Origin of the sequence: Labrys wisconsinensis (assembly GCF_030814995.1) — a bacterium.
Classification (GTDB): Bacteria; Pseudomonadota; Alphaproteobacteria; order Rhizobiales; family Labraceae; genus Labrys; species Labrys wisconsinensis.
The window spans coordinates 116,893-130,438 of record NZ_JAUSVX010000001.1; the positions used below are offsets into that span (position 1 = coordinate 116,893).

Here is a 13,546-nt window from a genome sequence, read left to right on the forward strand (position 1 = left end):
CATACCGTCCGGACGGATTGTTTGCAAGCCGATAGTCCCGTGCCGCGGACATGCCTGCCATTTGGGCCAAAGCGCCGAGCTGATGTAGAGAGCCCGGCTTGTGAACGGGAAAGCGACGGCCTTCGATGAAGGATCAGAGATCGACACTCCGCACCGCCGGAGAGCTCGTGGAGGCCGGCCTGGTCGCGCCCGGGCGCATGGCCGAGATGGCGCGGGTCGCGGAAACCTTCGCCGTCGCGATCACGCCCGAGATGCATGCCCTGATCGACGGGCGCGACCCGGCCGATCCGATCGCGGCGCAGTTCGTGCCGAGCGCCGCGGAGATGACCTGGCTCGAAGCGGAGATGGGCGACCCCATCGGCGACGACGCCCACAGCCCGGTGCCCGGCATCGTCCACCGCTATCCCGACCGGGTGCTGCTGAAGCCCCTGCATGCCTGCGCGGTCTATTGCCGCTTCTGCTTCCGGCGCGAGCAGGTCGGCCCGGGCGGCGAGGCGCTCGACGCCGCGGCGCTGGAGGCAGCGCTCGCCTATATCGAGAAGACGGACAGCGTCTGGGAGGTGGTGATCACCGGCGGCGATCCCTTGGTGATGGCGCCGCGCCGGATCGCCGCCATCATGCAGCGCCTCGCGGTCATCGAGCATGTCGGCGTGGTGCGCTTCCACACCCGTGTGCCCGTCGTGAAGCCCGAAGCGGTCGACGCCCCCCTCCTCGCGGCGCTGAAGACCGGCAAGGCGACCTATGTCGTGCTGCACGTCAACCATGCCAGCGAATTGTCGCCGGCGGCCCGCGGCGCTTGCGCCAGGCTGGTCGACAACGGCTTTCCCATGCTGAGCCAGACCGTGCTGCTCAACGGCGTCAACGCCGACCCGGCGACGCTCGCCACGCTGTTCCGGGCGCTGGTGGCGATGCGGATCAAGCCCTATTACCTCCACCACGGCGACCTCGCCCGGGGGACGAGCCATTTCCGCACCTCGATCGCGCAGGGCCAGGACATCGTCGACGCCCTGCGCGGCAACCTCTCAGGCCTGTGCCAGCCGCACTATGTCCTCGACATCCCCGGCGGCTTCGGCAAGGCGCTGATCGGCCGCAGCGCGATCGAGCCGGCCGGCGAGGGGCGCTATCGGGTGCGGGACTATCGGGGCGGCGTGCACGACTATGCGGACGCAACGGCGGCAGACACCTTGGAAGGCGGCGTCACGAGACGCGACCTCCCCGCGGCCGATTCACCGCGCTGATACCGATGCCCTACGTTTCCCAATCCTCGACACGCAGCGTCGGCACGCGCTGAAACTCGCGGATGTTGCGTGTGATGACGGCCAGTCCGCGCGAGAGAGCCTGCCCTCCGATCAGGACATCGGAGGGGGCAGCAGCGCGGTGACGCATTGCTGTCGAGCAGATACTTCATTTGAGGAAGCTCGATTCAAGCCGCTGCTGCTCCGTCGCTGCCTCGACGAAGTCGTCGTCGAGGGCACCGATGACCGTTTCCAGCCAAGCCCAGTCCTGCACGATCGGCTCGAGGATGACGGCATTGCCGCGGCGCCGGATCAGGACCTCGTCGTCCTCGAAACGAAACGCCTCCGGCAGGCGAACCGCCTGCGATCGGCCCAACCAGAACAGTTTTGCGGTGACCATGCGCGGCTCCGGACGAGATATGGCAAAGATATAATCATCGCGCGGCATGTCCGCCCCAGGGTCTTCTCTGATGCATTTCGTCACCCGATCGGAATCGGAACGATTTTTCGAGCGGATGGGAATCGACGACCGTGGTCCCATGCCGGGGAGCCGCAGCGACGCCCGTCTCAAGATCTTCGATGTCTACTATCAGAGCCGGCTTGCCGTCGCGGACAAAGTCTCCCGGGTTCTCGCGAGCCGTCAGGGAGACTTCTCGACCTGCCATCTATGGGTGCACGGTCTGCCGTTCGGCGATCGAAGCCTGGACGAAACCCCGCCACCGGATTGGGCGAGATACAGACGCTGGCGCGAGGCGACCGGCGAAACACGTTCGCTCTATGAAGCGCCCGGCCATGTCTTCCAGGAGGGCGAGCAGGAGGTCCTGGCTCGGGTCATCGAGTTCGCGATCCTTCTGGGCTGGGATGCGCTCATCGCCGCGGTCCCCCACAAGGGCGTCCTCGATCTCTCCCACGACGACCGCATCACCATCTATGCCCGCAGCCGCCCCAGCGGCCTCATCGTCGGCCTGGAGAGACTCGGTCTCACGGCGCGCAAGCGTGCGCTTCGCTGAGTCCGCCGCTACGACCCCTGCCCGCCCGGAAACTCCTTCTTGAACACCGTGCCCTGCGTGTCCTTGGCCTCGACCGAGACCGGCTCGCCATCCGGGCGGTAGCTGAAGCGGAAGGTCGGGTCCTCGCTGACCGAGATGCCGCCCTCCATGGTGAAGAGCAGGTGCGGGCCCTGCTTCACTGCCAGGTTCTGGATGAACCAGGCAGGGGTGTAGAGCCGGGTCACCTGGTCCATCTGCATGCCGGAATTGTTGGGATGGCGGATCTGCACCTGCGCCTCCGGGCGTCCGGTGTCGGCGAAGCTGCGGAAGCGCATCTCGCCGAGATGTGCCTTGGCCTCGACCGGGTCCTTGGCCGCCGGCGCCGAGCAGCCGCCCGCCGCCTTCACATAGGCCTTGGTCATGTGCAGGGCGCCGTCGCTGGTCTCCACCACCGCGCGCACGAAGGAATAGGAATTGACCCGGGCGCGGGTGGAGAGGTCGAAGCTCTTGCTGCCTGCGCCCAGAGTGAAGGTCGCGACCAGGGGCGAGGGGTTCTCGTCCACCACCAGGCTGATCGACCTCAACGTGCGCGCGTCGCCGTCGGGCAGGCGGACATGGATGTCGAACGGCACGATCGCCGCATCCTCCGCCCGCTTCGGCGCGTCGAGGCTGACGATCGGGCTCGCCTCCTCGATCGGCTTGTCGCCGAAGATGTCCGGCTTGATCGACGTCCAGGTCGCTTCGCTCTCGTCCGCGGCCACGGCGCGCGCGGCAGAGAGCGGCGCCACGCCGACGACAAGGCCACCGATGAGCGCGGCCCGCCTGCTGATCGTCATCATGCGTCCCTCCCGAGGATCGCGCTTGCGGCCGGCAGCGCCAGCCGCAAAGATTTCAGCGATTCTACTCGAAAATAGCCCGTCCGATCCACCATGAAGCCCAGGCGATCACGGCGCTTTGTTCGCCGGCGCAGCAGGAGAGAGGAGACGCCATGCTGACCCGGATCGACTGGCTGCCCGACCTCGGCCGGCGCACCCGGATCATGGGCATCCTCAACGTCACGCCGGATTCCTTTTCCGATGGCGGCCGGTTCGACGCCGAGGGGCCGGCCCTCGCCCATGCCGCCGCCATGGTCGCCGAGGGCGCCGACCTCATCGATGTCGGCGGCGAATCGACGCGGCCGGGCGCCGTGCCGGTGCCGGCGGAAGAGGAGATCCGGCGCATCGCCGCCGTGGTGCAGGCGCTCGCGGCGCAAAGCGCGGTGCCGGTCTCGATCGACACCTACAAGGCCGCCACGGCGCGGGCTGCACTGCAGGCGGGCGCGCGGATGGTCAACGACGTCTGGGGCCTGCAGCGCGAGCCCGCCATCGCCGAGGTCGCCGCGACGTTCGGTGTGCCCGTGGTGATCATGCACAACCGGACCGAGGCCGATCCGGTGCTCGACATCGTCGACGACATCAGGCGCTTCTTCGACACTTCACTCGCCATCGCCCGGCGGGCGGGCATCCCCGAGCGGCACATCGTGCTCGATCCCGGCATCGGCTTCGGCAAGACCCGGGCGCAGAACCTCGCCGTCCTCGCCCGCCTGCCCGAGATCAAGGCGCTCGGCTTCGCCGTGCTGGTCGGCGCCTCGCGCAAGTCGCTGGTCGCCGCCAGCATGGACCACCCGCCGCGCGAACGGCTCTACGAGACGCTGGCCGGCCACGTGCTGGCCGCGGCGGGTGGCGCCGACATCCTGCGCGTCCACGATGTGAGGGAGCATGTCGATGCGCTGAGGGTGGTGGATGCGGTGCGGGGAGCCGGCTAGCGCGAGAGCAGTGCGGCGATCCTGTCAGGAATGGCACCGTCGCGTTCCACATCCTCAGCCGTCATGGACGGGCTCGTCCTGTCCATCCACGCGAACTCGGGACGTGCCGCAAAGAGCGCCGGGCTGGCGACGCCCAACATAGCCTTCGTCGCGTGCGCGTGGATGGACCGATCAAGTCGATCCATGACGTTGACGTTCTCGTGCAAGAGCGGCCGCTCCATCCGCCGCCGTCATGGACGGGCTTGTCCCGTCCATCCACGCGAACACCGTCGGCTACCACAAAGAGCACAGGCCGATGGCGCCGAACATTGGCCGATGTCGCGTTCGCGTGGATGGACGGGACAAGCCCGTCCATGACGTCGAGGTTCCTGCGCCCCCCTCACGCCGCCAGCCGCATCATGCCCCTCTGCCCGGCGTGGCGGATGGCGGCGATGTTCGCGGCATAGCCGGCCTTGCCGCCCTTGAACACGGCCGATCCCGCCACCAGCGTGTCGGCCCCGGCGGCGGTGACCAGCTCGGCCGTGTCGGCATTGACGCCGCCGTCGACCTCGAGCCGGATCGGGCGCAGGCCGATCATGGCGCGGATGCGCCGGATCTTCTCCAATTGGTCGAGCAGGAAGGTCTGGCCGCCGAAGCCGGGATTGACCGTCATGACCAGGATCAGGTCGACCTTGTCGAGCACGTAGGTCAGCACGCTTTCCGGCGTCGCCGGGCAGATCGTCACGCCGGCCCGCTTGCCGAGCGAGCGGATCACCTGCAGCGAGCGGTCGAGATGCGGGCCGGCCTCGGCATGCACGGTGATCACATCAGCGCCGGCCTTGGCGAAGGCCTCGAGATAGGGGTCGGCCGGCGCGATCATCAGGTGCACGTCGAAGGTGAGGTCGCTGTGCGGGCGCAGCGCCTTCACCACGTCGGGCCCGAAGGTGATGTTGGGCACGAAATGCCCGTCCATGACGTCGAGATGGATCCAGTCGGCGCCGGCGGCGCCGACATCGCGCACCTCTTCGCCGAGGCGGGCGAAATCGGCGGCCAGGATCGAGGGGGCGATGATCAGGGGCTCGGTCATGGGGCGTCTCCGGTCTTGGTGAACACCCGGCTCGCCAGGATGTCCGGGGTCTCGATGGTCATCAGGTCCTGCGCCGTGATCGGCGTGTCGGCCTGCGCGACCAGCCGGTTGGCCTGGCGCAGGCGGGCGCGGTCGAGGGCGTTGCGGATCGAGCGGGCGTTCGAGAAATGCGGCTGCGCCTTGCGCGCCACGATGTAGCGGGCGAAAGCCTCGCGCGCCGCCGGGCTCAGCCGGTAATTCTGCCGCGCCAGCAGGATCTCGCCGATCGAGAGCAGTTCGTCGTCGCGATAGTCGGGGAAATCGATGTGGTGGGCGATGCGCGACCGGAAGCCCGGATTGGAGGTGAAGAACCGGTCCATGCGGTCGGCATAGCCAGCGAGGATCACCACCAGGTCCTCGCGCTGGTTCTCCATCACCTGCAGGAGGATCTCGATCGCCTCCTGGCCGTAGTCGCGCTCGTTCTCCGGCCGATAGAGGTAATAGGCCTCGTCGATGAACAGCACGCCGCCCATCGCCTTCTTCAGGATCTCGCGGGTCTTCGGCGCGGTATGGCCGATATATTGGCCGACCAGGTCGTCGCGCGTCACCGAGACCAGGTGGCCTTTGCGCACGAAGCCGAGGCGATGCAGGATGTCGGCCATGCGCAGCGCCACCGTGGTCTTGCCGGTGCCGGGATTGCCGGTGAACGACATGTGCAGCGTCGGCGGCTCGCTGGCGAGGCCGAGCTTGCGCCGGACGCGCTCGACCAGCAGCAGCGCCGCGATCTCGCCGATGCGGGTCTTGACCGGGGCGAGGCCGACGAGCTCGTCGTCGAGCGTCTTCAGGACCTCGTCGACGCCGGCATCCGCCAGCTCCCGCCGGAGGTCGACCGGGGCCGCGGCGGGATCGCCCGGCGCCTCGAAGGCCGGCGCCCGCTGCGGCGTCTGATCATCCGCCGGGTCGGTGATGCCGGGGTGGTCGTAGGATCGCGCCATCGTGTTCAACGAGAGCCTCCTGGGATGAGAAGCCGGCGACGGAGCCGAGGCTCCGCGCCGGAGGTAGCGGGCCGGTTCATGCTGGCCGGTCCGCACGGGGGAGTGGTGTGATGTCGCGGGGTAGCGCGACCGCATCAGCGGAAGGCGCGACGCTGGCCAATCCCCTCCCCCTTGTGGGGAGGGGTTAGGGGTGGGGGTCCATCAGGATAGGTCGAGCCCTACGTCTACGACCCCCACCCTTTATCCCTCCCCACAAGGGGGAGGGAAGACGCATGCGTCGAGCCTCGATGGGTACAGCAGTTCGTCTCGCCCAGCCCGACGAGTCCTAGCCATATCGCTGCCCTTCCGGCCGGTCCGCGGCATAGGCCTGCGTCGCGTAGCTCTGCCGGCGCCCCGCGCCTTCCTGGCGCAGCAGCCGGAAGCCCGGCTCCTCCTTCGGGCGGTTGACGATGAAGGAGATCTTCACCGACTCCCAGCCGGGCGAGGAATCGAAGCCGGAGACGCGGATATAGCGGTCGCCATAGACCTTGCGGCACTCGCGCAGCTCCATCATGACCGCCGCCGCGTCCTTGATGTCGAACATCGGCAGGCCCCACATCTCCCAATAGGTGTTGCGGGGATGCGGGTCGTCGGTGAACTCGATGTTCACCGCCCAGTTGTTGTCGATGCAGTACTGGACCTGGGTCGAAATCTGGGCGTCGCTGAGGTCCGGCAGGAAGGAAAAGCAGCCCTGGGTGATGCGCATGGGAACCTCCTGTGATGGTCGGGCTCAGGCCGAGACGCTGGCCGAGGGCACGAAGTCGGGCGCATCGGTCGATGCGTAGTCGAAGGTGACGTCCTTCCAGATGTCGAGCGCCTGCTTGAGCGGCTGGCAGTGCTGCGCCGCCGCCTTGAGGATGTCCGGCCCCTCCCGCACGATGTCGCGGCCCTCGTTGCGGGCGAAGACCATCGCTTCCAGGGCGACGCGGTTGGCGATGGCGCCGGCCTGGATGCCCATGGGATGGCCGATGGTGCCGCCGCCGAACTGCAGCACCGTGTCGTCGCCCAGGAGGTCGAGGAGCTGGTGCATCTGGCCGGCATGGATGCCGCCGGAGGCGACCGGCATCAGCTTGCGCAGCGAGGCCCAGTGCTGGTCGAAGAACACGCCGTTCTCCAGCTTTGTCGGCACGAAATCCTCGCGGCAGATGTCGTAATAGCCCTTGGTGGTCTTCGGGTCGCCTTCCAGCTTGCCGACCACCGTGCCGGCATGGATGTGGTCGACGCCGGCCAGGCGCATCCACTTGGCGATGACGCGGAACGAGACGCCGTGGACCTTCTGCCGCGTGTAGGTCGAGTGGCCGGCGCGGTGGAGATGCAGGATCATGTCGTTGTCGCGGGCCCACTTCGCCATCGACTGGATGGCGGTGTAGCCGATGACCAGGTCGATCATCACGATGGTCGAGCCGAGCTCCTTGGCGAACTCGGCGCGCTTGTACATCTCCTCCATCGTGCCGGCGGTGACGTTGAGATAGGTGCCCTTCACCTCCCCGGTCGCGGCCTGCGCCCGGTTGACCGCCTCCATGCAGTAGAGGAAGCGGTCGCGCCAATGCATGAAGGGCTGCGAGTTGATGTTCTCGTCGTCCTTGGTGAAGTCGAGCCCGCCCTTCAGCGCCTCGTAGACAACGCGGCCGTAATTGCGGCCGGAAAGGCCGAGCTTGGGCTTCACCGTGGCGCCGAGCAGCGGCCGGCCGAACTTGTCGAGGCGCTCGCGCTCGACGACGATGCCGGTGGCCGGGCCGTCGAAGGTCTTCACGTAGGCGACGGGCAGGCGCATGTCCTCCAGCCGCAGCGCCTTGAGCGGCTTGAAGCCGAAGACGTTGCCGATGATCGACGCCGTGAGGTTGGCGATCGAGCCCGGCTCGAACAGGTCGAGGTCATAGGCGATATAGGCGAAATAGGAGCCCGGCGCGTTCGGCACGGGGTCGACGCGGTAGCACTTGGCCCGGTAGTTCTCGGCCGCGGTCAGGCGGTCGGTCCACACCACCGTCCAGGTCGCGGTCGAGGATTCACCCGCCACCGCCGCCGAGGCCTCGACCGGGTCGACGCCATCCTGCGGCGTGACGCGGAACAGCGCGATCACGTCGGTGTCCTTGGGCTGGTAGTCGGGCTCCCAATAGCCCATGCGCTTGTATTCCATCACGCCGGAGCGGTAGCGGTCCTTGCCGCGGACGGTGACCGACTTGGCGTCGAGGCTTCTGGTCTCGGTGAGAGCGTTCATCAGCGTGTCTCCTTCAGGCGGCTGCATCGACGCCAATGCGGGGATCGAGGGTTCCGGAGCGGTAGCGGCGGGCCATCTCGGCCAGCGACAGGGTCTTGATCTTCGAGGCCTGGCCGGCGGTGCCGAACGCCTCGTAGCGTTGCCGGCACAGCAGCTTCAGCGCCTCGATCGAGGGCTGCAGGAATTTGCGCGGGTCGAACTCGGAGGCCTTCTGCACGGCGACGCGGCGGATCTGCGCCGCCATGGCGAGGCGGCAGTCGGTGTCGATATTGACCTTGCGCACGCCGAACCGGATGCCGGTCTGGATCTCCTCCACCGGCACGCCCCAGGTCTGCGGCATCTCCCCGCCATAGCGGTTGAACTCCTCCTGCAGCTCCTGCGGCACCGAGGACGAGCCGTGCATCACGAGATGGATGCCCGGCAGCCGCGCGTGGATCGCCTTGACCACGTGCATGGCCAGGATCGCCCCGTCCGGCTTGCGCGAGAACTTGTAGGCGCCGTGCGAGGTGCCCATGGCGATGGCGAGCGCATCGACCCCGGTCCGCGCCACGAAATCCACCGCCTGGTCCGGATCGGTGAGAAGCTGGTCGTGCGACAGCTTGCCTTCGGCGCCGTGGCCGTCCTCGGCCTCGCCCTGGCCGCTCTCCAGCGAGCCGAGCACGCCAAGCTCGCCCTCGACCGAGACGCCGACCTTGTGCGCCATGGCGGTGACGCGGGCGGTGATGTCGAGGTTGTAGCCGTAGTCGGCCGGCGTCTTGGCGTCCGCCTTGAGGGAGCCGTCCATCATGACGGAGGTGAAGCCGTGCTGGATGGCCGACAGGCAGGTCGCCTCGTCATTGCCGTGGTCCTGGTGCAGGCAGATCGGGATGCCCGGGAACATCGCCTCGGCCGCCTCCACCATCTTCTCCAGCATGATGTCGCCGGCATAGCTGCGCGCCCCGCGCGAGGCCTGGAGGATGACGGGCGCATCCGTCTCCTGCGCCGCCATCATGATGGCGAGCACCTGCTCCATGTTGTTGATGTTGAAGGCCGGCACGCCGTAGCCCTGCTCGGCAGCGTGATCCAGCAATTGTCGAAGCGTGATGCGGGCCATGCCCGGTCCTCCCTCATTCCCTGCCGTCGAGAAGGCGGCGCGCGGCCTCGGCCACGGCCTCTGCGGTGATGCCGAATTGCCGGAACAGCACCTCGGCCGGCGCCGAGGCGCCGAAGCCGGCCATGCCGACGAAGGCGCCGTCCTCGCCGAGCCAGCGGGCCCAGCCGCCCTCGATCGCCGCCTCGACGCCGACACGCGGCGCCGAGCCCAGCACCGCCCGCCGGTCGTCCGGCGCCTGGCGCTGGAACAGCTCGAAGCAGGGCGCCGAGATGACGGCGGCACGGATGCCGTCCGCCGCCAGGGCCTCGGCCGCCCCAAGCGCGAGCGAGACCTCCGATCCCGTGGCGATCAGCGTGACGTCGCGACCGCCGTCGGGTTCGACCACGACATAGGCGCCGCGGGCGACCCCGCCGCGCGTCGTCTCGCCCCGCGGCAGGGTCGGCAAGGCCTGGCGGGTGAGGCAGAGCACGGACGGCGTCTTTTCCGAGCCGAGCGCAAGGGCCCAGGCCTCAGCCATCTCGACCGCATCCGCCGGCCGGAACACCAGGAGGTTCGGGATCGCCCTGAGACCGGCCAGGTGCTCCACCGGCTGGTGGGTCGGGCCGTCCTCGCCGAGGCCGATGGAATCATGCGTCATCACATGGATGACGCGGATGCCCATCAGCGCGGCGAGCCGGATGGCCGGGCGCGAATAGTCGGAGAACACCAGGAACGTGCCGCCATAGGGCACGAAGCCGCCATGCAGGGCGATGCCGTTCATGGCGCAGGCCATGCCGTGCTCGCGGATGCCGTAATGGATGTAGGAGCCGGCAAAATTTCCGGGCCTGACCGGCGCCTGGGACTTGGCCTGCGTCAGGTTGGAATGGGTGAGGTCGGCCGAGCCGCCGGCGAGGTTGGCCATGGCCGGCGCCAGGGCCTCGATCACCTGCTGCGAGGCCTGGCGCGTCGCGATGACGGGCTTTTCGCCGGCGAAGCGTTCGCGCACGGCGTCGAGCGCCGCATGGGCCGTGGCGGGGATGTCGCCCCGCACGCCTTCCGCAAAGCGCCGCCGCGTCTCCACCGGCAAGCTGTCGAGGTGCCGGCGCCAGGCCCGGTGGGCGGCGGCGGAGCGCTGCCCCGCCTGCCGCCAGGCGGCGCGGATCGGCTCCGGCACCTCGAAGGGCGCATGCGGCCAGTTCAGCCTGGCGCGGGCGGCGGCGATCTCCTCGGGCCCGAGCGGGGCGCCGTGCACCTTCTCCGAGCCCTGCTTGTTCGGGGCGCCATAGCCGATGATGGTGCGGCAGGCGATGAAGGACGGCCGGTCGGTGCGCCGCTCGGCCGCGATCGCCACGGCCACCGCCTCGGGATCATGGCCGTCCACCCGCCGCACCGACCAGCCCGCCGCGGCAAAGCGCGCCGACTGGTCGTCGGAGCAGGACAGGCTGGTGGCGCCGTCGATCGAGATCGCATTGTCGTCGAACAGCACGATCAGCTTGGAAAGGCCGAGATGCCCCGCCAGCGAGATCGCCTCGTGGCTGAGCCCCTCCATCAGGCAGCCGTCGCCGACTAGGGCATAGGTGTGGTGGTCGACGACGTCGGCGCCGAAACGGGCGGCCAGCATGCGCTCGGCCAGCGCCATGCCGACGGCGGTGGCGATGCCCTGGCCGAGCGGCCCGGTCGTGGTCTCGACGCCCGGCGTGTGGCCATATTCGGGATGGCCGGCCGTCAGCGCTCCCCATTGCCGGAAGGAGCGCAGCTCGTCCGCCGTCATCCGGGGATAGCCGGTGAGGTGCAGCAGGGCGTAGAGCAGCATCGAGCCGTGCCCGGCCGACAGCACGAAGCGGTCGCGGTCGGCCCAGGCCGGGTCGGCCGGATCGAACTTGAGGAAGCGGGTGAACAGCACCGTCGCCACGTCGGCCATGCCCATCGGCATGCCGGGATGGCCGGAATTGGCCGCCTGCACCGCATCCATGGCCAGGGCCCGGACGGCATTGGCCATGTCGCGGAGCGAGACGTCGGCGGCGGCAGGCGCGGGCGCCCCGGCGATGCCGTGCAGGCCGGCCGCGGGCGGCGCGAAGGTGGTGGCTGACGTCATGACGCCCTCCGCTTGCGCTCGATGAGCGTCAGGATGATCGGGGTGAGGATGAGCTGCATCGCCAGGTCGAGCTTGTTGCCGGCGATGACGATCGAGTTGGCCCGCGACATGAAGCTGCCGGGGATCATCGACAGGAGGTAGGGGAAGTCGATGCCGCGCGGATTGGCGAAGCGGATCACCACCATCGATTCGTCCGGCGTCGGGATCCAGCGCGCGATGAACGGGTTGGAGGTGTCGACCGTCGGCACGCGCTGGAAGTTGATGTCGGTGCGGGTGAACTGCGGACAGATCGTGTTCACATAGTCCGGCATGCGCCTGAGGATCGTGTCGGTCACCGCCTCGGTGGAATAGCCGCGCAGCGAGCGGTCGCGATGGATCTTCTGGATCCATTCGAGGTTGATCACCGGCACGACGCCGATCCGGACGTCGGAATGGCGGGCGATGTCGATGCCCTCGCCCACCACCGCGCCGTGCAGGCCCTCGTAGAACAGGAGGTCCGTCTCCGGCTCGAACGGCTTCCAGGCGGTGAAGGTGCCGGCCGGGCAGCCCAGGATCTCGGCTTCCTCGGCGTCGTGGACATAGTGGCGGGTGCGCCCGCCGCCGCTCTCGGCATAGTCCGCGAAGGTCTGCTCGAGCTCGGCCAGGAGGTTGGCGTCGGGACCGAAATGGCTGAAATGGCGGTTGCCCCGCTCATATTCCTCGGCCATCCGCGCCTTCATCTCGGCCCGGTCATGGCGGTGGAAGGCGTCACCCTCGATGAAGGCGGCGGTGATCTTCTCGCGCCGGAAGATCTGCACGAACACGGTCTTGACCGAGGTCGTGCCCGCTCCGGAGGAGCCGGTGACGGAGATGATGGGATGCTTGGCGGACATGGGCTCCCCCCGGGGCGTCAGACGCGGAACAGGCTGCGGCGGCCGAACAGGGGCGAGGTCTCGCCCGTGTCCTGCGGCGCGGCGTAGTAGCGGGCGATCCTCTCCACCTCCCGGCGCGAGCCGAAGACCAGCGGCACGCGCTGGTGCAGGGCGGCGGGGACGAGGTCGAGGATGCGGCTGCGCCCGTCGCTGGCGCCGCCGCCGGCCTGCTCGACGAGGAAGGCGATCGGGTTGGCCTCGTAGGTGAGGCGCAGGCGCCCCTGCCGGTAGTTCGGGCGAGCGTCGGCGGGGTAGAGATAGATGCCGCCGCGCGTCAGGATGCGCGTCGCCTCCGCCACCAGCGAGGCGTTCCAGCGGGTGTTGAAGTCGGTGCCGTGCGGGCCGGACGCACCCTTCTGGCAATCCGCGACATAGAGCCGGACCGCCTCGTCCCAATGCCGGTGGTTCGAGCCGTTGATGGCGTATTCGCGGGTCTCGCGCGGGATCTCGACGGCGGCGCTGGTCAGCACGAAGGCGCCGCAGTCCGGATCCAGGGTGAAGACCTGCGTGCCCGAGCCGAAGGTGAGCGCCAGCAGCGTGCGCGAGCCGTACATGAAGTAGCCGGCGGCGATCTAGGCGGTGCCGGGCTGCAGCAGGCCGCCGGCCGCGTCGCCGGCCCGCGGCAGCACCGCGAAGATGGTGCCGACCGGCACGCCGGTGTCGATATTGTCGGAACCGTCGAGCGGATCGATCGCCACGGCGATCGGCGCGGCGGCCGCGGCGGAGAGCGGCGCATCGAGCTCCTCCGAGCCGATCACCGCCACCGGCGCGGCGCGGAGCGCGTCGACCATCAGCCGGTTGGCGACGAGGTCGAGCTCCTTCTGGGTGTCGCCCCCCTGCCCCTCCCCGCGCACCGCCGCCAGCGATCCGGCGAGCGGTCCGCGGGCGAGCAGGGCCGACAGCGCTCGCGCCGCACCGGCCAGCGCCAGGACCGCATCGGCGGCCGCGGCCTCGGCCGCGCCCAGCGGGCGATAGCGCATCAGATGAGTTTCGAGCCTGGTGCTGCCCGGCATGCCGACCTCCCCCTCGCCCGCTTCGACCGGCGGGTCATCGCTCCGGGAAGGACGCAGCGCCTTCGCCCGATGCAGCCATCATGGCGGGCCGGTCTTGTAAGTAAATTTGAATTTTGTTACGGTCGTTTTC

General features: G+C 68.9%; 13 protein-coding genes and 1 pseudogene. 3 read left to right on the forward strand and 11 right to left on the reverse strand.

Annotated elements, in window-relative coordinates; all coding sequences use genetic code 11:
* Positions 1-125 precede the first annotated feature (125 nt).
* Positions 126-1,238 carry a lysine-2,3-aminomutase-like protein gene (locus QO011_RS00540; protein WP_307266349.1) on the forward strand — a complete coding sequence of 371 codons (1,113 nt, stop codon included), beginning with the start codon at positions 126-128 and terminating at the stop codon, positions 1,236-1,238.
* Between the two features lie 166 nt (positions 1,239-1,404).
* Here the strand turns inward: QO011_RS00540 and QO011_RS00550 are convergent, their stop codons facing one another.
* The gene (locus QO011_RS00550) at positions 1,405-1,635 is read right to left on the reverse strand and encodes an antitoxin (protein WP_307269166.1); all 231 of its coding nucleotides are present in this window, start codon (positions 1,633-1,635) and stop codon (positions 1,405-1,407) included.
* A 70-nt stretch (positions 1,636-1,705) separates the two neighbouring features.
* Between QO011_RS00550 and QO011_RS00555 the strand changes: the two genes are divergently transcribed.
* Complete coding sequence (locus tag QO011_RS00555; protein WP_307266352.1) at positions 1,706-2,245, forward strand: hypothetical protein; 540 nt, start codon at positions 1,706-1,708, stop codon at positions 2,243-2,245.
* Positions 2,246-2,253: 8 nt separating this feature from the next.
* Here the strand turns inward: QO011_RS00555 and QO011_RS00560 are convergent, their stop codons facing one another.
* Positions 2,254-3,063 carry a quinoprotein dehydrogenase-associated SoxYZ-like carrier gene (locus tag QO011_RS00560; protein ID WP_307266355.1) on the reverse strand — a complete coding sequence of 270 codons (810 nt, stop codon included), beginning with the start codon at positions 3,061-3,063 and terminating at the stop codon, positions 2,254-2,256.
* A gap of 149 nt (positions 3,064-3,212) precedes the next feature.
* On the opposite strand from QO011_RS00560, the gene folP reads away from it, so the two are divergent.
* Positions 3,213-4,028 (forward strand): dihydropteroate synthase, encoded by an 816-nt coding sequence (folP, locus tag QO011_RS00565; RefSeq protein ID WP_307266357.1) that lies wholly within the window; start codon positions 3,213-3,215, stop codon positions 4,026-4,028.
* On the opposite strand, the gene QO011_RS00570 is transcribed toward folP, so the two are convergent.
* The 9 genes and pseudogenes from QO011_RS00570 to QO011_RS00610 form a co-directional block, all read right to left on the reverse strand.
* Complete coding sequence (locus QO011_RS00570) at positions 4,025-4,234, reverse strand: hypothetical protein (RefSeq protein WP_307266359.1); 210 nt, start codon at positions 4,232-4,234, stop codon at positions 4,025-4,027. The genes folP and QO011_RS00570 overlap by 4 nt on opposite strands.
* Positions 4,235-4,407: 173 nt before the next feature.
* Positions 4,408-5,094 (reverse strand): ribulose-phosphate 3-epimerase, encoded by a 687-nt coding sequence (gene rpe / locus QO011_RS00575; protein WP_307266361.1) that lies wholly within the window; start codon positions 5,092-5,094, stop codon positions 4,408-4,410.
* Positions 5,091-6,068, reverse strand: coding sequence for a CbbX protein (cbbX, locus tag QO011_RS00580; RefSeq protein ID WP_370881907.1), 978 nt, complete (start codon positions 6,066-6,068; stop codon positions 5,091-5,093). Before cbbX ends, rpe begins: the two co-directional genes overlap by 4 nt.
* 325 nt (positions 6,069-6,393) lie before the next feature.
* Complete coding sequence (locus QO011_RS00585) at positions 6,394-6,813, reverse strand: ribulose bisphosphate carboxylase small subunit (protein WP_307266368.1); 420 nt, start codon at positions 6,811-6,813, stop codon at positions 6,394-6,396.
* A 24-nt stretch (positions 6,814-6,837) separates the two neighbouring features.
* Positions 6,838-8,325, reverse strand: a complete 1,488-nt coding sequence (locus QO011_RS00590) for a form I ribulose bisphosphate carboxylase large subunit (RefSeq protein WP_307266370.1) — start codon at positions 8,323-8,325, stop codon at positions 6,838-6,840.
* 13 nt (positions 8,326-8,338) lie between these two features.
* Positions 8,339-9,418, reverse strand: coding sequence for a class II fructose-bisphosphate aldolase (gene fba / locus QO011_RS00595; protein WP_307266372.1), 1,080 nt, complete (start codon positions 9,416-9,418; stop codon positions 8,339-8,341).
* Positions 9,419-9,431: 13 nt separating this feature from the next.
* The gene (tkt, locus tag QO011_RS00600; protein WP_307269169.1) at positions 9,432-11,396 is read right to left on the reverse strand and encodes a transketolase; all 1,965 of its coding nucleotides are present in this window, start codon (positions 11,394-11,396) and stop codon (positions 9,432-9,434) included.
* A gap of 92 nt (positions 11,397-11,488) precedes the next feature.
* Positions 11,489-12,364: a phosphoribulokinase gene (locus QO011_RS00605; RefSeq protein WP_307266374.1), complete on the reverse strand. Its 876-nt coding sequence runs from the start codon at positions 12,362-12,364 to the stop codon at positions 11,489-11,491.
* Positions 12,365-12,381: 17 nt separating this feature from the next.
* Positions 12,382-13,416, reverse strand: a pseudogene (locus QO011_RS00610) (class 1 fructose-bisphosphatase).
* Positions 13,417-13,546: the final 130 nt, after the last annotated feature.